General features: G+C 73.2%; 14 protein-coding genes and 1 pseudogene. All 15 read right to left on the bottom strand.

The features are described from left to right. Positions 1-51: 51 nt before the first annotated feature. Positions 52-2538 (bottom strand): ABC transporter permease, encoded by a 2487-nt coding sequence (locus Prum_RS37245; RefSeq protein ID WP_173081275.1) that lies wholly within the window; start codon positions 2536-2538, stop codon positions 52-54. Continuing rightward, positions 2539-3288 carry an ABC transporter ATP-binding protein gene (locus Prum_RS37240; RefSeq protein WP_173081273.1) on the bottom strand — a complete coding sequence of 250 codons (750 nt, stop codon included), beginning with the start codon at positions 3286-3288 and terminating at the stop codon, positions 2539-2541. Positions 3289-3331: 43 nt separating this feature from the next. After that, complete coding sequence (locus tag Prum_RS37235; protein ID WP_173081271.1) at positions 3332-4123, bottom strand: DUF4097 family beta strand repeat-containing protein; 792 nt, start codon at positions 4121-4123, stop codon at positions 3332-3334. 9 nt (positions 4124-4132) lie between these two features. Then, the gene (locus Prum_RS37230) at positions 4133-4774 is read right to left on the bottom strand and encodes a response regulator (RefSeq protein ID WP_173081269.1); all 642 of its coding nucleotides are present in this window, start codon (positions 4772-4774) and stop codon (positions 4133-4135) included. Next, positions 4762-6018, bottom strand: a complete 1257-nt coding sequence (locus Prum_RS37225) for a sensor histidine kinase (RefSeq protein ID WP_246278347.1) — start codon at positions 6016-6018, stop codon at positions 4762-4764. Before Prum_RS37225 ends, Prum_RS37230 begins: the two co-directional genes overlap by 13 nt. Before the next feature lie 133 nt (positions 6019-6151). Further along, a complete protein-coding gene (locus Prum_RS37220) occupies positions 6152-7081 on the bottom strand; it encodes a TauD/TfdA family dioxygenase (protein ID WP_173081267.1) in 930 nt (309 codons plus the stop codon). A gap of 11 nt (positions 7082-7092) precedes the next feature. Next, the gene (locus tag Prum_RS37215; RefSeq protein WP_173081265.1) at positions 7093-8028 is read right to left on the bottom strand and encodes a TauD/TfdA family dioxygenase; all 936 of its coding nucleotides are present in this window, start codon (positions 8026-8028) and stop codon (positions 7093-7095) included. A gap of 54 nt (positions 8029-8082) precedes the next feature. Continuing rightward, the gene (locus Prum_RS37210) at positions 8083-9321 is read right to left on the bottom strand and encodes an MFS transporter (protein ID WP_173081262.1); all 1239 of its coding nucleotides are present in this window, start codon (positions 9319-9321) and stop codon (positions 8083-8085) included. Continuing rightward, positions 9318-10235, bottom strand: coding sequence for an ornithine carbamoyltransferase (locus tag Prum_RS37205; RefSeq protein ID WP_173081260.1), 918 nt, complete (start codon positions 10233-10235; stop codon positions 9318-9320). The genes Prum_RS37210 and Prum_RS37205 overlap by 4 nt, the downstream gene beginning before the upstream one ends. Positions 10236-10246: 11 nt before the next feature. Continuing rightward, entirely contained in the window at positions 10247-15226 is a 4980-nt protein-coding gene (locus Prum_RS37200; protein WP_173081258.1) for a non-ribosomal peptide synthetase, read from the bottom strand. Then, entirely contained in the window at positions 15223-16275 is a 1053-nt protein-coding gene (sbnB, locus tag Prum_RS37195; protein WP_173081256.1) for a 2,3-diaminopropionate biosynthesis protein SbnB, read from the bottom strand. Before sbnB ends, Prum_RS37200 begins: the two co-directional genes overlap by 4 nt. Then, positions 16269-17245 (bottom strand): annotated as a pseudogene (gene sbnA, locus Prum_RS37190) (2,3-diaminopropionate biosynthesis protein SbnA). The gene sbnB and the pseudogene sbnA overlap by 7 nt, the downstream one beginning before the upstream one ends. A 37-nt stretch (positions 17246-17282) precedes the next feature. Beyond that, a complete protein-coding gene (locus Prum_RS37185) occupies positions 17283-18644 on the bottom strand; it encodes a condensation domain-containing protein (protein ID WP_173081254.1) in 1362 nt (453 codons plus the stop codon). Between the two features lie 4 nt (positions 18645-18648). Then, entirely contained in the window at positions 18649-18894 is a 246-nt protein-coding gene (locus Prum_RS37180; RefSeq protein WP_173081247.1) for an acyl carrier protein, read from the bottom strand. A gap of 29 nt (positions 18895-18923) precedes the next feature. Next, complete coding sequence (locus Prum_RS37175) at positions 18924-19880, bottom strand: beta-ketoacyl-ACP synthase III (RefSeq protein WP_173081245.1); 957 nt, start codon at positions 19878-19880, stop codon at positions 18924-18926. Positions 19881-19888 lie beyond the last annotated feature (8 nt).

The raw sequence follows: 19888 nt of genomic DNA, 5'->3' as shown, positions 1-19888 counted from the left end.
GGCGCGCGGCAACACGCCCGAGGAACTCCCTGATCAACGCACCAGGGCGGGCTACTCGCGAGCTGCGGTTAGGGCTACGGCGCGGGTGCGTAGGGCGGTCGCCGTGGGCAGCACGGCGCCTAGGACGGCTAGCAGGGCGGCCACCGCGGCGATGCCGGCCACTATGCCTACCGGTACGACGATGGGAGTTGTGCCGAACAGGCCGGTCAGGGCCACCCACAGCCCGGCCAGGTTGAGCGCCGACGCCATCAGCGCCAGCACCACCCCGATGCCCGCCACCAGCAGGGACTCGGCCGCGAAGAAGGCCACCACCTGCCGCGGTGTCGCGCCCGCCAGCCGCAGTACGGCGAGGTCGCGGCGCCGGTCGGCGGTGGCCATGAGGAGCGTGTTGACGATCGCGATGAAGCAGAACACCACGACGATGACGGCGACGGAGCGCTGCCGTACGGCGGTGAGCTGGCGGGCGGCGGCGCTTTCGGTGGCCACCAGGTCCTCGGTGCTCAGCACCTGGGCGCCCAGCCCGTCCACGGCGGCCCGCATGCCGGCGAGCGCGGCCGTGGGGTCGGTGCCCGCCTCCAGGGAGACGTACGCCCGGCGGGCCAGGCCGTTGCGGGCGTACGCGCCGGTGCCGGCGTACTTCTGGGTGAGGTAGCCGATGTCCTGCCCGCGCAGCGCCTCGTAGACGGCGGCCACCCGTAGCGACACGGTGGTCCCGTCGGCCATGAAGACCTCGACGGGCTGGCCCAGCTCGTACCCCCACGACTGGGCCACCACGATCGTGTCGTCGGTGAGGTCGTCGAGGGAGCCCTCGATCACGGGCAGGTTGAGCGTGCGGGACAGGGCGGCGGGGTCGACGGCGTACCCGTCGTTCTCCTGGAGCTGGTCGCCGTCCATTGTGTACAGGGTGGTGAGGACGGGCGCGACCACCTGGACGCCGGGCACGGCGGCGATCTTCTCGACGGCGGCGCGGTTGATGCCGGGGCTGCCGTCCGGGGTGAGCACGTAGTCGGCGCTCACCTGGTTGCGCAGGCCGCTGTCCCGGGCCTCGTTGATGGAGTCGGTCGCGCCGAGCAGCGAGATCGCCAGGCCCACGGTGAGCAGCACCGGCACGGCTGTCGCGGCGGTGCGCCGGCGGGACGTCAGCGCGCTCTCCCGGACCACCATGGCGCCGGCACCCCGGGCACCGCCGAAGGGCGCCATCAGCAGCCGGGTGAGCGGGCCGACCAGCACCGGCGCGAGCAGGGCGAACGCGAGGATCGGCACGAGCAGCGTCGGCACGTACTTGTTCGGCACCAGGGTCATCTCGGGGGCGCCGAAGCCGACGTACCCGACCATGCCGGCGCCGGCGGCGAGCCCGGCGACGCCGAGCAGCCAGCGGCCGGAGGTCATCGGCCGGTCGACGGCGGCGTCGCGCAGCGCCTCGATCGGGCGTACCTGTCCGGCCCGCCAGGAGGCGGCCGCGGCGCCGAGCAGCGCCACCAGGACGCCGGTGAGGAACGCGCCGAGCATCGGCAGCAGCACCGACAGGGCCAGCGACGGGTGGACGTCGAACCAGGACGGTGAGATGCCGAGCGCGATCAGCCAGCGGGCGAGCAGGCGGGCACCGAACAGGCCCAGTACGCACCCGGCGGCCGACGCGAGGGTGCCGACGAGCAGCGCCTCGGCGAGCACCATGCGGCGTACCTGCTTGGGGGTCGCGCCGACGGTGCGCAGCAGCGCGACCTCGCGGCGGCGCTGCACCACGGCGAACGCGAACGTGGAAGCGACCACGAAGACGGCGGTGGAGCCGGCGACGCTGGCCGTGATGGGCAGCAGCGTGACGGTGTTGTCCAGGGCCTCCCGGTCCCGGGCCGAGCTGGCGTCGACACGGTGCCGGTCGTCGCCGGTCAGCACCTCCACAGTGGACCCCGCCACGGCGGCGCGGACCGCGGCGACCGGGCCGAGCGGCACGAGCGCCTCGATGCGGGGCGAGATGCGGGCCGCCTCGGCGTCGGTGAAGAACACCGCGTGCTCGTAGTCGACCGCGTTGGTCACGCCGACGACCTGGTACTCCCGGGCGGTGTCCGCGGTTAGCACGGTGACCGACGCGCCCACGGTAGAACCGCCGCCGACCACGACCTCGCCGTCGGTCGCCGGGGCGCGGCCCTGCGCCAGCGCGTACCCGCCGAAGCGCGCCACCGACCACGGGTGGCCGACCTGGTCGGCCGCGCCGCCGGCGACCTGGGCGTAGAAGGCCCGGTCGACGACCACCTCGCCGGTGGCGGACACCTTCTGCAGGACGCCGTCGGGGATGCCCTTGGCCTCAGCGAGCGAGCGCACGCCGAGGTCGTGGTGGGCCGGGTTCCACTCCGGGTCGGACGCGTAGACGACGGCGGGCGCGCCGGCGAACCGCTGCGGCGGCCGGTCCGGCAGGTCGAGCAGCGCGCCGAGCAGCAGCCCCATCGCGGCGACCTGGGCCACGCCGAGCAGCAGCGCGACGACCGTACCGGCGAAGGACACCTTGCGAGCCCGCAGCGTCTGGATCGCGATGCCAAGCATTTAAGCTGCCACCTCCAGGTGGACCATGCGGGCGGCCACCGCGTCGGCCGTGGGGTCGTCCAGCGCGCCGACGACCTTGCCGTCGGCGAGGAAGATGACCTTGTGGGCGTATGAGGCGACGACCGGGTCGTGGGTGACCATGACGATGGTGGCGATCCCGGGGGCGCCGACCGCGGTGCCGTCGACCAGCCCGCGCAGCGTGCGCAGCAGGCCCCGGCTGGTCATCGTGTCGAGCGCGCCGGTGGGCTCGTCGGCGAAGAGCACGGCCGGCTTGGTCACCAGGGCGCGGGCGATGGCGACGCGCTGCTGCTGGCCGCCGGACAGCTCGCTGGGGCGGTGGTTGGCCCGGTCGGCGAGGCCCACCTGGCGCAGCGCCTCGGCGATCGCGGCGGGGTCGGGGCGTACGCCGGCGAGGCGCAGCGGCAGGGACACGTTTTGCGCGGCCGTCAGCGACGGCAGCAGGTTGAACGACTGGAACACGAACCCGATCCGGTCGCGCCGCAGCAGGGTGAGCGCGGTCTCGTCCAGTCCACTGAGGTCGGTGCCGGCGATGACGACCCGGCCGCCGGTGGGCCGGTCCAGGCCCGCGGCGCACTGCAGCAGCGTCGACTTGCCGGACCCGGACGGTCCCATGATCGCGGTGAAGCTGCCGGGGGCGAACTCCAGCGTCACGCCCCGTAGCGCGGTGACGGCGTTGTCGCCGCTGCCGTATGTCTTGCTCAACGCCTCAAGGCGCACGGTGTCGTCCATCGGTCCCCCAGTCGAGACGGTGGTTGCGGAGTGTGAGCGTCGCTTAGTTGGTGTATCGGACGGTGACGTCACCGGAGCTGGTACGGGCGGTGACGGTGGACGGTGCGGCCGGGTCGCGGGTGACCTCGACCGTCTCCTCGCCGGACGCGGCGTCGGCGGTGACGTTGTACGCGCCGGCCGGCAGCCGGACCGTCACGTCGCCGGCGCTGGCCACCGCGCTGACGGTGTTCGCGGGCTCGGCGAAGGTCAGTTCCACGTCGCCGGAGTCGATCTCGACGTCGGCGGTGTCGGAACGCAGTCCCACGCCGGTGATCTGGCCGCTGTCCGCGCGTGCCCACAGTGGACCGGAGACGTTCTCGGCGGTGACGTCGCCGGCCGAGGCGGTCAGCCGTACGTCGCCGGTCAGGTCGCGCACCCGCACGCTCCCGGCCTCGGTGCGCAGCTCGACGGCGATGCCCGGCGGGACGCGCAGCACGTAGTCCATCGCGCAGTCGCTGCCGAGCCCGAACTTCAGGCCGCTGCGCGGGCAGCGCCCGGTGATGCTCAGGACGTCGCCGCGCCACGTCTGCTCGACGGTCGGCTTGCGCAGCGAGGTCCAGGACAGCTTGTGCTCCACGGTGACCGTGCCGGGCTCGCCGGCCGTGACGGTGATGTCGCCGGCGTTGCTGTCCAGCTTCACCGCGGTGACCGCCTGCTGGTACGTCTTCCGGTCCTCGTCGGTGCGCGTCGGGCTCAGCCAGGTCCAGGCCACGACGCCGGCGAAGAGCAGCACGAGCACCGTGGTCGCGCCGCCGAGCGTGCGCCAGGCGATGCGCTTTTCCACCACAAGGGCCACAATGACTCCTCAGCTCTTCAGGAACTGCAGGACGGCGAGCACGCGGCGGTGGTCGTTGTCGACCATCGCGATGTCGAGCTTGGTGAAGATGCTGTTGACGTGCTTGGCGACCGCGCTCTCGCTGACCACCAGCGCGCCGGCGATGCCGGCGTTGGAGCGGCCCTCGGCCATCAGCGCGAGCACCTGCGTCTCGCGCGGGGTGAGCCGTTCGAGCGGGTCGGAGCGGTGCCGGACGAGCAGCTGCGAGACCACCTCGGGGTCGAGCACGGTCGCGCCGTCGGCCACCCGGCGCAGCGCGTCGACGAACTCCGCCACGTCGGCGACCCGGTCCTTGAGCAGGTAGCCGACCCGACTGTCCGGGCGGGACAGCAGCTCGGTGGCGTACCGCTCCTCGACGTACTGGGAAAGGACCAGGACCGCGACGGACGGCCACTGGCGGCGCAGCGTCAAGGCCGCGCGCAGGCCCTCGTCGGTGAACGTCGGCGGCATCCGGACGTCGACCACGACGATGTCGGGCGGGTCGGCGGCGACGGCGGCCAGCAGGGCCTCGGCGTCGGTCACCGCGGCGGCGACCGTCATGCCGGACGACTCCAGGAGGCGCACGATGCCCTCCCGCAGCAGCACCGAATCCTCAGCGATCATGACCCGCATGGCAGCTCCACCACGATCGTCGTCGGCCCCCCGTCCGGGCTGTCGATGTCCAGGGTGCCATCGACCGACGCCACGCGCTGAGCCAGCCCCCGCAGGCCGGTGCCGCGCTCGGGGCGGGCGCCGCCGCGGCCGTCGTCGGCGACCACGACCCGCAGCTTGTCGCCGCCCTCGGTGAGCTGGACGGTGACCTCCACCCGGGACGCGAAGGAGTGCTTGGCGACGTTGGCGAGCGCCTCGGAGACGACGAAGTAGGCCACCGCCTCGATCGCCACCGGCGGGCGCTCGGGCAGGTCGACCCGGAGCCGGGCGGGGACGGGCGAGCGGGCGACGACCCCGGACAGGGCCGCGTCCAGCCCGAGGTTGTCCAGGACCGCGGGGTACAGGCCGCGGACGACGTCGCGCAGCTCGCTGAGCGCCAGCTTGGCGTCGTCGTGCGAGCGGGCGATCGCCTCGCGCAGCGGGTCCGGCGCGTCCGGGAAGGAGGCGCGGGCGAGGCCGAGGTTCATCGCGAGGGAGACCAGGCGCTGCTGCATGCCGTCGTGCAGGTCGCGCTCGATGCGCCGGCGCTCGGCGTCCGCGGCCGCGACCAGGTCGGCCCGGCTGCGGGCCAGCGAGGCCACCCGCAGCGCCAGCTCGGCGCGGCTGCTCGGGCCGAGCAGGGCCCGCCCGGCCAGCAGGTCGACCGCGGCGAAGCCGCGGGCCAGCCACGGCGCGGCGAAGACCAGCACCAGGCCGGCGACCGTGGCGCCGGCCAGCGCCAGCGGGCCCGCCGGGTCGTCGGCCAGCAGCCAGCCGTGCAGCGGCGCGGTCGCCAGCAGCAGGCCGCCGGCCCAGGTCAGCGCCACGACGATGGCGCCGGCGCCGCCCACCACCAGCGCGAAGATGTGGTACGCCAGGTGCCGCCACAGGGCCTCCGACCGCGCCTCGCCGACGAGCCGCTGCGACCAGCCGTCATACGGGTGGGTGGCCGGCGCCGGGATCCGCTCGCCGAGAAACACCTCGAAGCGGGAGCGCTGCAGCGCGGCGAACGCGTACACGCAGGCGTACAGGGCGAAAACGGTGCCGAGCGCGAAGACGACGGTGACCGCGAGGACGGCGGTGGCCAGCGCCAGCGCGAACACCACGCCCCCGGTCACCACCCCGACCACGCCGCCGACCAGCACGTGGGCGGTGGCCTGCCAGGCGCGCGCCGACCACGGAGCATGCCTTAGCAGCTCCGCGGCGACGGCCCGGTACGAACTCACCCCATGACCGTAGAGAAGGCGGCCGGGGTAAACCAGGACACAGGTACCCGTGTTCGCCCTGCACCTAGCACCACCTCCAGTTTTCGCGAAAATGGGCTCCCCGCGGGGAGCCCATTCGATCTTCAACGAGCGGTCAGCCCGACGGCTCGGCCATCGCGACCGCGATCTTGCGAGGTCCCGTGTACGGCTCGCGCCCGTGCGCCGCGAGCATGTTGTCCACCACGAGTACGTCGTCGTACTGCCAGTCGAAGCGGGTGGACGCCTGCCGGTAGCAGGAGCGCAGGTGGTCCATCACGTCGTCCGGGATGGTGCCGCCGTCGCCGTAGTACGTGTTGCTGGGCAGGTCGGCCGGCTCGAAGATCTCCAGCAGCCCGTCCCGTACGTCCTTGGCCTGCGTGCTGAGGTGGAAGAACGTCGCGTGGTTGAACCACACCTTCTCGCCGGTGACCGGGTGCCGGTGCACCGCGTCGCGGACGGCCCGGGTACGCAGCCCGTCGCCGTCGAGCCACTCCAGGGTGATCCCGCGCTCGATCGCGTACGCCTCGACGACGCCGCGGTCCTCGGTGTTGAACGCGTGCCGCCACGAGCTGCCGAAGTCCGGGTGGAAGTTGCGCACCACCATCCACTTGCGCCGGGCGAACTCCTCGCGTACCGACGGGTCGATCGATTCGTACACCCGGCGGATGTCGGCCAACGGCGTGGCACCGCGGGTCAGCGGCGCCTGCAGGCAGTGGAAGTACAGGGTCAGCGGCCAGACCGCCTGGTACGAGTTCTCGTTGTGCAGGAAGATCTCCTCGTCCGGCGGGTAGTCCGTCGAGGTGTACACCTGCCCCTTGATGGTGCTGCGCGGCGAGGAGCGCTCGGCGTACGTCAGCGGCGCCCCGGACAGCGCCCGCACCACGCGGTCGAAGCCGTCCACGCCGCCGATGTCGAAGCCGCGCAGCAGCAGCGCGCCGTGCTCGGCCAGCAGGCCGCGCAGCTTCTGCCGCTCGCCGCCGATGCGTTCGAGCACGCCGATGCCCGAGCCGTCCGCCTCCACGAGGTGGGGCAGCACGCGAGTCATGCCCACTCCCCTCAGTCGGACATCGCGACCAGGACGCGGCGCTGCCCGCTGAACGGCCGCCGCCCGTGGCCCACGAGGATGTTGTCGATCAGCAGCACGTCGCCCTCGCGCCAGTCCACGTCGACGGCGCCCTCCAGGCCGCGGTCGCGCACCTGGATGGCGTACTCGGCCGGGATCGGCGAGCCGTCGGCGAAACTGACCGACTGCGGCAGGTCCTCCTCCGGCATGATCTGGGCCAACGCCTTGGCGGTCTCGTCGCCGAGCGCGGCCACGTGCCACTGGTCGGACTGGTTGAACCAGACCTCGGCGCCGGTCACCGGGTGCGCGATGGTCGAGGGGCGGATCTGGCTGACCCGCAGGGTGCCGTCCGACTTCCACTGCCAGGTCGCGCCGGAGCCGGCCAGGAACGCCTCGACCTGGTCGCGGTCGTCCGTCTCGAACGTGTCCTGCCAGCTCTTGCCGAGGCCGAGCCCGTCGTGCAGGTTCTGCGTGTAGCGCACCCCGTTGGAGTACGCCGCGCGCACCTCGGGGTCGAGCGAATCCAGCCACAGCACGCCGTCCACGACCGGGGTGGCGCCGCCGGTGGTGGCCGCCTTCTCACAGTAGAAGGCCAGGCGGGACGGCCACGCCGCGGCGTACGACAGCTCGTTGTGCATGGAGATGGTGAACTCCGGCGGGTACTCGGTCGAGGTGTAGACGTTCTGGCCGACCTTGGTGCGCGGCGAGTTGCCGTGCACGTACGCCAGGCGGTTGGGCAGCAGCAGGTCCAGCACGCCGTCGAGCTCGCCGGGCCCGACGCCGAACCCGCGGAACACCAGCGCCTTCTCCTTGACCAGCAGTTCGTCCAGCCCGGCCGCGCCGCGCAGGTAGGCGACGAGACCCGCGGTGCTGGCCTCGGCGCCGACGCTGGCCGGGTCGATCTCCAGAGGCTTCCAACTGTCACTCATCACACGCTCTCCCCGCGCTCGCGATTCCGGACGCCCCCAGCATCGATTGCCTGCCTATACATTTCCCATACCGTCTTCCTCCCGGGCCCCACGCCTGGCGAAGGTGGCGATGGTGAGCAGCGCCAGCACGCCCATCGTCACGGACATCGCGGCGAACGCGCGGGTGGTGCTGACCGCCTCCAGCAGGAAGCCGGTGCCCAGCGCGCCGATCGAGCTGGCGCCGGAGGTGAGCAGCAGCACGACGCTGCCGACCCGGCCCTGCATCCCGTCCGGGGTGATGCGCAGCTGGTAGACCATGCCGGCGACGGTGGTGGCGGCGCCGATCAGCGAGGTGGCGAAGAACAGCGCGCCGAACGCCACCGGGTGCGCCGCGACGATCAGGCCGGGCATGACGAGCGCCCAGGCGACGTACGCGACGACCATGATGTGGCGCATCGCCATGCGCCGGCTCCACCAGCCGCCGACGACCGCGCCGGCCAGGCCGCCGACGCTGCCCGCCGCCATGATCAGACCGACCACGGCGGACGACCGGCCCTGCTCCTTGATCACCACCTGGAGCGTCAGGATCATCCCCTGGAAGAGCAGGTTGCTGCCCGCGATCAGCAGCAGCGCCGTGCGGAAGTAGCGCCGGCCCCACACCCACCGCAGGCCGGCGGCCACGCCGGAGCCCTTGCGCTTCGCGGGTGCCCGCACGGGGGTACGCAGGCGCAGCATCGCCACCAGCGAGACGAGGTAGAACACCGTGCTGGTCAGGAACGGCGCGTACGCGGTCAGCCCGAAGAGCAACCCGCCGGCCGGGTGGCCGACGAAGTTCGCGCCGCGGCCGCGCGCCTCGTTCTGCGCCATCGCGGCGGGCAGTTGCGCGGCGGGCACCACGGACCGCACGGTGGCCCGCTCGGCGAGCTGGTAAAAGACCGTCATGGCGCCCTGGGCGAACGCGACGGCCGCCAGGTGCGGGATCCACACCCGGTCGGTGGCCACGGCCGCGGCGACGCTGCCGACACCGAGCAGGCGGCCGGCGACGCAGACCACCATCACCCGGCGCCGGTCCCACCGGTCCACCAGCACGCCGGCCGGCAGCTGCACGAGCAGCATCGGCAGCAGCGCGGCGAACGCCACCAGGCCGGCGGCGCTCTTCGAGCCGGTCGACCAGATCACCACCAGCGTGAACGCCATGGCGGAGAACCGCTCGGCCAGGACGGACAGGGCGGAGCCGGCCCACAGGTACTGGAAGGCGCGGTTCCGGCGCAGCGGCGGGTGGTCCTGTGTGGACGTCTCCTCGACCAGCGTCATTTGGCCGCCCAGCACCATTCCAGCGCCGCCATCGCGCTGTAGAGCTTGTTCTCCGCCTGGGCGAACGCGATGCTGGCCGGCCCGTCGAGCACCTCGGCGGTGACCTCCTCGCCCCGGTGGGCGGGCAGGTCGTGCATGAAGACCGCCTTCGGGCTGCCCGACCACAGCGCCGCCGTCACCTGGAAGGGCGCGAAGACCTCCCGCCAGTCCGGGGTGGGCTTGCTGGTGCCGGTGGTCTGCCAGCGGGTGGTGTAGACGACGTCGAAGTCCTCCGGCACGTCGGCCATGTCGTGCCGCTCGACGAGGGTGGCCCCGGACCGCTGCGCCTGGGCGGCCGCCTCGGCGCGTACGTCCGCGGCCAGGCCGTACCCGGGCGGGGTGCGTAGCTCCAGCGTGGTGCCGGGGAAGCGGGTCAGCGCGAGGGCGAGCGCGGCGGCGGTGTTGTTGCCCTCGCCGGCGTACAGCAGGCGCAGGCCCTCGATGCGGCCGAAGTGCCGCCGCAGCGTGGTCAGGTCGGCGAGCGCCTGGGTGGGGTGCTCCTCGGCGCTCATCGCATTGACCACCGACATCGGGCCGGCGTCCGCCCAGGTGCGCAGCTCCGCCGTCGCGTCGGCGGTCCGGGCGACCAGCAGGTCCAGCATTCCGGACAGCACCCGCCCGGTGTCCTGTGTGGTCTCGCCGGTGTTGAGTTGCAGGTCGTCCGGGCCGAACGTGATGATCTGCGCGCCGAGCCGCAGCGCGCCGGCGGAGAACGCGGTGCGCGTGCGGGTCGACGTGCGGCGGAAGTAGATGCCGGCGATCGCGCCCTCCAGGGGACGGCCGTCCACCCCGCTGGTGCCGAACCGGGCGGCCCGCGCCACGATCCCGTGCAGGTCCTCGTCGGTCAGGTCGCTGATGGAGATGAGATGGCGCATGACTGTCTCCTTCACACCTTGTCGGCCAGCAGTTCAGCGTCGGACAGCGCGGCGATCTCGGCCCGGATCCGCCCCTCGACCTCCGCGCCGAGCTGCGCGATCGTGGGCCGCTCGAACACCGTGCGGACCGGCAGCGTGACCTCGAACTCGGCCTGTAGCCGGGAGATCAGCCGCACGGCGAGGATCGAGTGCCCGCCGAGCGCGAAGAAGCTCTGGTGTACGCCGGCGCGGACGCCCAGCAACTCCTCCCAGATGTCCGCGATCCGCTCCTCGGCGACGGTGCGCGGGGCGACCGCGTCCTCGCCGGCGGCGGCCTGGTCCGGGTCGGGCAGGGCGCGCCGGTCGAGCTTGCCGTTGTCGTTGAGCGGGATCCGGTCCACCGCGATGACGGTGGCCGGGACCATGTACTCCGGCAGCGTCTGTCCACAGTGCTCCTGTACGTCCGTGGAGCCGACCACGTACGCCACGAGGCGCTGCTCGTGGGCGATGACCGCGGCGTCCTTGACGTCCGGGTGGTCCAGCAACACGGCCCGGATCTCGCCCAGCTCCACCCGGTACCCGCGGATCTTCACCTGGTCGTCGACCCGGCCCAGGAACTCCACGTTCCCCTCGGCGGACCAGCGCACCAGGTCGCCCGTCCGGTACATCCGGGCGCCGGGCGACCACGGGTCGGGCAGGAACTTCTCCGCGGTCAGCTCGGGCCGGTTCACGTACCCGCGGGCCACGCCGGTGCCGCCGACGTACAGCTCGCCGACCACGCCCACCGGAACGGGCCGCAGGGTGGCGTCCAGGACCCGCATCGTCATGTTGGGCAGCGGCCGGCCGATGGGTACCACGCCCGGCTTCTGTGGGCCGGAGACGGGGAAAATGCAGGTGCCCACGGACGCCTCGGTCGGCCCGTACTCGTTGACGAGGTTGCCGTCGCCCAGGACCTGCCGCCACTTCTCCGCGATCGGGCCGGGCAGCGCCTCGCCGGCGACCACGATGACCGGCGCGTGCGCGGCGGACGGGTCGAGGATCTCCAGGTGGCCGGGGGTCAGCTTGATGAAGCTGAACGGGGCGGCCTTCGCCAGCTCGGCGGCCAGAGTGGACAGTTCGGCGTCCGGCGGCAGCAGCCACAGCCGCTGCCCCGACACCAGCGGCGCCCACAGGTTCGGCACCACCAGGTCGAACGCCACCGACGAGAACAGCGGCGCCCCACCCGTACCCCGGGAGGCGAGGGTGTCGGCGGCCCAGCGGACGTGGTTGACCAGCCCGCGGTGGGTCACCACGACGCCCTTCGGCCGGCCCGTCGAGCCGGACGTGAAGATGACGTACGCGGCGCCGTCCGGGTCGGGGCGCCGGGTCAGCGGGGTCGGCGGCCGGTCGGCGATCTCGAAGCGCTCGGTGTCCACGAGCACGCACTCCACCGCCGCGAACCGGTCGGCGTACCGGGAGCGGGTGAGCACCAGGCCGGCGCCGCAGTCGGCCATCATCTGGCCGATCCGGTCGGCCGGGAACGCCGGGTCCAGCGGCACGTACGCGCCGCCCGCCTTCCACACCGCCAGCAGCGCCACCACCAGGTCCACGCCCCGGTCGAGCAGCACGCCCACGGTGGACTCCGGGCCGACGCCACGCTCGCGCAGGTGGTGCGCGAGCCGGGTGGCGCGCTCCTCCAACTCCCGGTACGTCAGCCGCAGCTCGCCGATCTCCACGGCCACCGCGTCCGGGGTGGCCTGGGCCTGCGCCCGCACCAGCTCCGGCACCGACGTGACCGGCAGCGGGACCGCGGTCTCGTTCCACTGCGCCATGACCCGCCGCTCGTGGATCGACGAGAAGTCCACCGTGGACAGCCGGACGGCCGGGTCGGCGACGACCGCCTCCAGCAGCCGGACCAGGTGGTCGGCCATCCGCTGCACGGTGGCCTCGTCGAAGAGGGCGGTGGCGTACTCCAGCGCGCCGGTCAGCGAGCCGTCCTCCTGCCGCCACATGAACAGCGTCAGGTCGGTCTTGGCCACCCGCCAGGAGCGCTGGAACGCGTCCATCAGCGCGCCGTCCGCCGCCACCGTCGTGAAGCCCTCGTCCTGCAGGTCGAACGCCACCTGGTACAGCGGTGTGCGGGACAGGTCGCGGACCGGCTGCAGCTCGTCGACGAGCCGCTCGAACGGCAGCTCCTGGTGCGCGAAGCCGATCCGGCTCGCGGCCCGCACCCGCTCCAGCGCATCCGTGAACGTGGGGTCGCCGGTGAGGTCGCAGCGCAGCACGAGCGAGTTGAGGAAGAAGCCGACCATGCCCTCCACCTCGGGCCGGGTGCGGCCGGCCACCGGCGTACCGACGCCGAGGTCGTCCTGGCCGCTGTACCGGGACAGCAGCGCGGCGAACGCGGTCAGCAGGGTGACGAACGGCGTGGCGCCGTGCCGCCGGCCGAGAGCGGTGAGCGCGTCGGTCAGCCGGGGCGACAGGTTCAGCCGTACGCCGGCGCCGCGCGGGTCGCGCTCCGGCGGCCGGGGCCGGTCGGTCGGCAGCTCCAGGGCGGGCAGCCCGTCCAGCGCCGGGCGCCAGTGGTCCAGCTCCCGCCGGATCACCTCGTCGGTGAGTCGGGCGCGCTGCCAGGCGGCGTAGTCGGCGTACTGCACCGGCAGCGGGGCGAGGGCCGGCTCGCGTCCATCGGCGGCCGCGGCGCACAGCTCGCGCAGCTCCCGCTCCAGGACCACGGTGGACCAGCCGTCGGTGGCGATGTGGTGCACGGTCACCAGCAGGATCGGTGCTGAGCTAGCCGGCGCTCGCTCCGCTCGCGCGGATCCCGGGGCCTGGGAGGCGTCGTCTTCCCTCGTCGCTTCGCTCCTCAGTCCAGACGACGCCGGCCCCGGGATCACCAGCAGGGCGCGCCACAGTGGACCGTCGATGAGGTCGAAGCCGCGCGCGAACTGCTCCGCGAAGAGCAGCTCCAGATCCCCCGCGCCGGCGTCGACGAGGCGCAGCTCCACCGGCTGCGGCGCGGCGACGAGTTGCCGGGGCTCGTCGGCGACCGTGACGTACCGGGTGCGCAGCGCCTCGTGCCGGGCCTCCAGCGCGTCGAGCGCGCCCTGGACGGCGGCCGCGGTGGTGCCCGCCGGCAGCCGTAGGAACAGCGGCGCCACCCACTCCGGGCTGCCCGGGTGCATCTGGTTCAGGAACCACAGCCGGTGCTGGCCGAACGACAGCGGCAGCGGCTCGCCGCGCGGCACCGCGGTCACCGGCGGCACCTCGTCCCGGCCGCCGGCGATGAGCTTGGCCTGGGACTCCACCGTCGCGGCGCCGAAGAGCCCGCGCAGCTGCACGTCGCCGCCGGACGCCTTGCGCAGCGCGCTCGCCAGCCGGGTCAGCACCAGCGAGGACCCACCGAGCGCGAAGAAGTCGTCGTGCGCGCCGACCCGTTCCACGCCGAGCAGTTGCTCCCACACCTGGGCGACCAGCCGCTCCTGCGGGGTGCGCGGGGCGACGTACCCGGCGCCGCGCTGGGCGGCGACGGCGGCCGGGTCGGGCAGCGCGCCCCGGTCCACCTTGCCGCTGGTGGTCAGCGGGAACGCGTCGAGCGGCACGAACACGGCCGGGATGAGCGGCTCGGGCAGCCGCTCGCGCAGGTACGTGCGCAGCTCGTCACCGGGCACCTGGCGGCGGGCCACGAGGTACGCGACGAGCTGCTTGCCGGCGCCGCCCTCCCGGGCCACCACGACCGCGTCGCGCACGTCCGGGTGGGCCTGCAACGCGGCCTCCACCTCGGCCGGCTCGATCCGTACGCCGTTGACCTTGACCTGCTGGTCGCCCCGGCCGAGGAACTCCAGCGCGCCGTCCGGCCGCCAGCGGGCCAGGTCACCGGTGCGGTAGAGGCGGGTGCCCGGGGCGCCGAACGGGTCGGGCACGAACCGCTCGGCCGTGCTGTCCGGGCGGCCCAGGTAGCCGCGGCCCACGCCGGCGCCGGCCGCGTACAGCTCGCCGACCACCCCGATCGGCGCGGGGTCGCCCTCGTCGTCGAGGACGAAGACGCGCATGTTCTGGATCGGCCGCCCGATCGGCACCGGCCCGCTCGCCTGCGCCGGGTCGTACGCCTGCGCGGTCACGTCGATCGAGCACTCGGTCGGGCCGTACGTGTTCCACACCTGGGCGCCGGTGGGCTCGGCGAGCCGGCGGGCCAGCTCGGCGCTGAGCGCCTCGCCCGCCGAGAAGATCAGCCGCAGCGAGGTGCACTCGGTCCAGCCCGCCTCGTCGGCCAGCAGCCGCAGCACCGACGGGACGCCCTGCAGCACCGTGATCCGGCCGTCGGCGACCGCGCGGACCAGGGTGGCCGGCTCGCGCTCGGCGCCGGCCGGCGCCATCACCACGACGCCGCCGCTGACCAGGGGCGCGAAGACCTCCCAGCCGGCCGCGTCGAAGCTCAGCGACGTCTTCTGCAGCACCCGGTCCGATGTGGACAGGTTGTGCTCGCCGACCGTCCACATGACCCGGTTGGCGATGCCGCGGTGGTCGATGACGACGCCCTTGGGGCGCCCGGTGGAGCCGGACGTGTAGATGACGTACGCGGTGCTCGACGGCACAACCTCGACGCCCGGCGCGGTGTCCGGCAGGCCGTCCCGCTCCTTGTCCTCGACGCCGATCGTGTCGACGCCCAGGCCGGACACGAGGTGGGACAGCGACTCGTCGGTGACCACCACGCGCGCGCCGGTGTCGGCCAGCACCCAGGCGATCCGGTCGCGCGGGTGGCCGGGGTCCAGCGGCACGTACGCCGCGCCGGCCCGCCACACGCCGAGCAGCACCGCGGCCAGCTCGACGCCACGCGGCAGGCACACGGCGACCAGCGACTCTGAGTTACCGGCGCTCGGGCCGACTCCGCGGGCCCGTAACAGCCGCGCCATCTGGTTGGCGCGGCGGTCGAGCTCGGCGTACGTGAGCTCCTGCCGGCCGTCGACGACGGCGACCGCGTCGGGAGTGCGCGCGGCCTGGCGCGCGACGAGTTCGTGGAGGGGGACGGTCATCGGGACTCCTCGACGGGGTTCGCGGATGGCGGCAGGAAGTCGTCCACTGTGGTGCCGAGCCCGCGGCGGGCGGCCTCGTCGTGGACGTAGCGGGCGAGCGCGAGGTCAAGCACGCCGAGGCCGAACGGCGAGTACACCAGCGGCCGGCCGGGCTCCGGGCGCAGCGTGGCGGTGCCGCGCAGGAGCGCGCCGATGCTCGCGTCGATGAAGTCCCGCCGCCCGGTCTCCTCCTGCGCCAGGTGCGGGGAGGTGCGCTCGCGCAGCACGTGGTCCGGGTCGTCGACGACGTTGTGGCTGGCCAGGATCGTCGCGGTGGTGAGGTCGCGCAGCGAGACGTGCAGCACGACCGCGCCGGGGCGGCTGGCCGCCAGGTCCATGTGCGGGGCGGCCGCGGTGGTCGCGATCGACACCAACTCATGCGCCCCTACGGCCTCCCCCACCCCGCCAGCCACCGCCACGTCTGCAAGGAAGGGCACCTTGTTATCGCTTTTTGCATAGGAAGGTGCCCTTCCTTGCAAGATCGCGGCGAACGCCTCGGCGCGGGCGGGGTCCGAGTCGTAGACGGTTACCGCCGTGAGTTTGGGGTTGTCGGCCATCAGGAAGCGCAGGATCTCGCGGTTGATGACACCGCAGCCGATGAGCGCCACCCCGGTCGGCGTGCGGTCGCCGGACAGCAGCCGGGCGCCGAGGGCGGCGCTGGCGGCGGTGCGCTGCGCGGAGATCAGCGAGCCCTCGATGAACGCCTGCGGGTACCCGGTCTCCAGCGAGTTGAGGATGATCGACGCGCTGGCCCGCTCCCGGCCGGAGTCGATGTTGCCGGGGTAGGACGCGATCCACTTGAGCCCGGCCACCGGGTCCGCGCCGCCGAGGAAGCCGGGCAGCCCGATGATGCGGTTGCGCGGCTGGTCGGGAAAGCGCAGGAAGACCGAGTGCGGCAGCGCCGACAGGCCCTCGTCGTGCCGGCGGTACGCGTCGGCGACGAGGCCGATCAGCTCCCGCTCGCGCCCGGCGAGCAGGCCCCGTACCGTCTCGTGGCCAATGATCAGCACTGGACCGTCACCTCTTCCTTCCACAGGTGGGATACCTCGCCGAAGTGGGACGTCACCCACTCGTCGGAGTAGATGGTGTCGAGGTAGCGGTCGCCGCCGTCGGGAAGACGAGCACGCAGTTGCTCCCCCGCGGGATCCGCCCGCTGAGCTTCTCCAGCGCCGCGACGGTCGCGCCGGACGAGCCGCCGGCCAGGATCGCCTCCCGGATCGTCAGCGTCCGGCAGGCCACCACGCACTCCAGGTCGCTGATGTGGACGAACTCGTCGGCGGCGGACGGGTCGTGCAGCTCGGGCCGGACCGCCGCGCCGTGCCCGGGGATCAGCCGCCGCCCGGGCGGACCACCGAAGAGCACGCTGCCCACCGCGTCCACGCCGACGATCCGGGTGCTCATCCCGTGCGCGCGGACGTACTGGGCCGCGCCGCGCAGCGTGCCGCCGGTGCTCGCCGAGCAGAAGAGGTAGTCGACCCGGCCGTCCAGCGCCTGCGCGATCTCGTGCATCGTGCGCTCGTGCGCCCGCGGGTTGAGCAGGTTGGCGTACTGGTTGGGCCAGTAGGCGTCGGGCAGCCGGTCCACCAGCTCGCGCACCCGCTGCAGCCGCACCGGCAGGTACTCGCCGGTCTTCGGGTCCGGGTCGGTGACCACCTCCACGGTGGCCTGGTACGCGCGCAGGATCGCCAGGTTCTGCTGTGTGGTCTTGGCGTCCACCACACAGACGAACCGCAGCCCGAAGTACCGGCAGATCTGCGCGATGCCGATGGCGAGGTTGCCGGAGCTGGACTCGACCACTGTGGACCGTCCGGGGCGCAGCTCGCCCGAACGGATCTTGCCGAGCAGCATCGACAGCGCCGACCGGTCCTTGACGCTGCCGCCCGGGTTGAAGCGTTCGAGCTTGGCGAAGACCCGGGCGTTGAGCGCGGGAAAGAGCCCGTCCAGCTCCACGAGGTGGGTGTTGCCGATCGTCTCGAGAATGCCCTTGAGCGGCGCAGGCGCCACGGTCGCTCCCCCTTCAGCTGCCCATGGCCAGCAGGCGCTGGCGTTCGACCGCGCTCACCAGCGGTGCCCGCGTGACCTTCGTGAGCGGGTCGGCCACGCCGGCCTCGACCAGCCGGGTGAAGTGGTCCAGGAGCCGATCCATCGTGGACGGCTCGAACAGGTCGGTGTCGTACCGGAAGACCACCACGAGCGCCGACGCGTCCTGGGTGAACTCCACCGTGAGGTCACACTGGCCTTCCATGTGCGGGATCTGTTGGTAGGCCATCTTCACGCCGCTGACGTGCATGACCTCGCCGGCGACGGCCCGCTCCAGCTCCGGCCCGAACCGGTCCGCGGTCACCATCGTGGCCGCGATCCGAAACAGCGGCGCCGCCGCCTCGCGCGCCACCAAGGGGTACGGGTACGCGGCGCTCGCCATCCCTTGCCGTACCTGGTGGTTGGCGGCCACGGCCGCGTCGGCGAACGTGGTGTGCCGCGCGAAGCCGGACCGCAGCAGGATCGGGTTGACGTAGTAGCCGACGACGTCCCGGGCCGCGGCCCGGCGGGTCGAGGCGGGGCAGCCGACCGTGAAGTCGCTCTGCCCGGTGTGCCGGTAGAGCAGCCCCTGGAACGCGCCGAGCAGGAAGGCGAACGGCGAGACACCGATCCGGGCGGCGGTCGCGCGTACCCCCTCGGCGAGCTCGTCGGGAAGGCGGCGGGCGACGCTCGCCCCGGAGAACGACGGGAACGGCGGCCGGGGCCGGTCGGTGGGCAGCTCGGCGGCCGTGGCGCCGGCGCAGACCGTGCGCCAGTGCTCGGCCATCCGATGGCCGCTGGGCGAGTCCAGCAGGCGTGCCTCGCGCGCCACGTGGTCGTCGTAGCCGGCCCGCAGCGGCGGCCAGTCCGGCTCGGTCCCTTCCGCGAACCCCCGGTACGCGGCGATCAGGTCGCGCCACAGCACCCACTGCGACGTGGCGTCGGTGACGATGTGGTGGGTGACCATCAGGAAGACGGCGTCCTCGCGGCGGCGCAGCAGCACCGCCCGCAGCGGGGTGGCCGGCGCCGGCCCGCTGAGCGCGAACGGCTCGCGGGTCACCTCCAGGACCAGCTCCCACAACCGCTCGTCGTCGGCGTCCGGCACGTCGCGCACGTCCAGGTGGTTGCGTTCCGGCCCGCGTACGACCCGGCGCGGGTGGCCGTCCACCTCGGCAAAGGTGGACCGCAGCCCGTCGTGCCGCGCGGACAGGGCCCGCACCGCGCGCGCCAGCGTGGGCACGTCCGGTGCGGGCGTCATCCGGGCGCCACCCGCGAGGTTGTACGCCGCGCTGTCCGGGGCGAGCTTGTGCAGGAGCCACAGCGACTCCTGCCCCACCGACAGCGGCCTGGTCTCGGTCATGGGCTTAGACGCTTGCCTTGCTGGTGGCGAGGAACTCGGTCAGGTCGCTGACCCGCAGCAGCGTGGCCACCGCGTCGTCGGGCACCTCCAGACCGAACGTCCGCTCCACCGCGGCGAGCAGGTCGACCCGGGTCAGCGAGTCCATGCCCAGCTCCTCGAACTGCGAGTCGGGCGTGATCTCGCCTTCCACGTCCGGCATCTCCTGCCGGATGAGGCGCACGATCTCAGCGGTGATCTCTTCCTGGCTCATGGCTTGGGTTCCTCTCGAATGTGGGTGGGTCAGGGCATGCGGATCAGCTGGCCGGCGTACGTGAGACCGGCACCGAAGCCGAGCAGCAGCACGCGGTCGCCGGGGCTGGTCCGGCCGGTCTCGTACAGCCGGGACAGGGCCAGCGGCACCGACGCGGCCGACGTGTTGCCGGTGTCGACGACGTCGCACATGACCCGGTCCTTCGGGAAGCGCAGCGTGCGGGTGAGCGTGTCGATGATGCGGCGGTTGGCCTGGTGCGGCACGAACCAGTCCACATCGGACAGTGTTACGCCGGCCGCGGCGCAGGCGCGCTCGGCGACGCCCGGCATGGTGGCGGTGGACCACTTGTAGACCAGCGGGCCGTCCATGGTGACGAACTCCCGCCCGTCCGGCAGCTCGGTCAGCCCGAGCACCTTGTGCCGCCCGCCGTCGCTGCCCCACACCGTCGGCCCGATGGCGTCCTCGGTGGAGCGCGAGACCACCACGGCGCCCGCGCCGTCGCCGAAGATGACGAACGTGTCCGGGTCCTCCGGGTTGATCCAGTCGCTGGTGCGCTCGACGCCGACCACCAGCACGTTGCGCGCGTCGCCGACGCGCACCGCGTTCGAGGCCATCGACACCGAGTACGTGAAGCCGGCGCAGACCGCGTTCAGGTCGTACGCGCCGGAGGCGGGCAGGCCGATCCGGGTGGCCACCTGCGGGCCGATGCCGGGCATGCGCTGCCGCCGGGTCGCGGTCGCCACGATGGTGAGGTCGATCTCGGCCGGGTCGACGTTCGCCATCGCGATCGCCTTCTGGCCGGCCTCGGCGGACATGGTGACCATGTCCTCCTCGTCGGTGGCGTGGTAGCGGGTCTTGATGCCGGTGCGTGACTCGATCCACTCCGGCGTCACGGTGGTCCGCTTCGCCAGCTCCTCATTGGACACGAGGTTGGTGGGCCGGTACGCGGCGATGCCGGTGATCGCCGAGCCGTAGGTCTGGTGCATGTCACTCC

It is taken from the genome of Phytohabitans rumicis (assembly GCF_011764445.1).
Lineage (GTDB): Bacteria > Actinomycetota > Actinomycetes > Mycobacteriales > Micromonosporaceae > Phytohabitans > Phytohabitans rumicis.
This window is presented reverse-complemented; position numbering and strand designations above follow the sequence as displayed.

Coding starts and splice junctions, on each gene's coding strand:
- Prum_RS37185 (WP_173081254.1), bottom strand. CDS start 18,644: ATGACCGAGACCAGGCCGCTGTCGGTGGGGCAGGAGTCGCTGTGGCTC.
- Prum_RS37180 (WP_173081247.1), bottom strand. CDS start 18,894: ATGAGCCAGGAAGAGATCACCGCTGAGATCGTGCGCCTCATCCGGCAG.
- Prum_RS37245 (WP_173081275.1), bottom strand. CDS start 2,538: ATGCTTGGCATCGCGATCCAGACGCTGCGGGCTCGCAAGGTGTCCTTC.
- Prum_RS37220 (WP_173081267.1), bottom strand. CDS start 7,081: ATGACTCGCGTGCTGCCCCACCTCGTGGAGGCGGACGGCTCGGGCATC.
- Prum_RS37200 (WP_173081258.1), bottom strand. CDS start 15,226: ATGACCGTCCCCCTCCACGAACTCGTCGCGCGCCAGGCCGCGCGCACT.
- Prum_RS37210 (WP_173081262.1), bottom strand. CDS start 9,321: ATGACGCTGGTCGAGGAGACGTCCACACAGGACCACCCGCCGCTGCGC.
- Prum_RS37205 (WP_173081260.1), bottom strand. CDS start 10,235: ATGCGCCATCTCATCTCCATCAGCGACCTGACCGACGAGGACCTGCAC.
- Prum_RS37215 (WP_173081265.1), bottom strand. CDS start 8,028: ATGAGTGACAGTTGGAAGCCTCTGGAGATCGACCCGGCCAGCGTCGGC.
- Prum_RS37175 (WP_173081245.1), bottom strand. CDS start 19,880: ATGCACCAGACCTACGGCTCGGCGATCACCGGCATCGCCGCGTACCGG.
- Prum_RS37230 (WP_173081269.1), bottom strand. CDS start 4,774: ATGCGGGTCATGATCGCTGAGGATTCGGTGCTGCTGCGGGAGGGCATC.
- Prum_RS37240 (WP_173081273.1), bottom strand. CDS start 3,288: ATGGACGACACCGTGCGCCTTGAGGCGTTGAGCAAGACATACGGCAGC.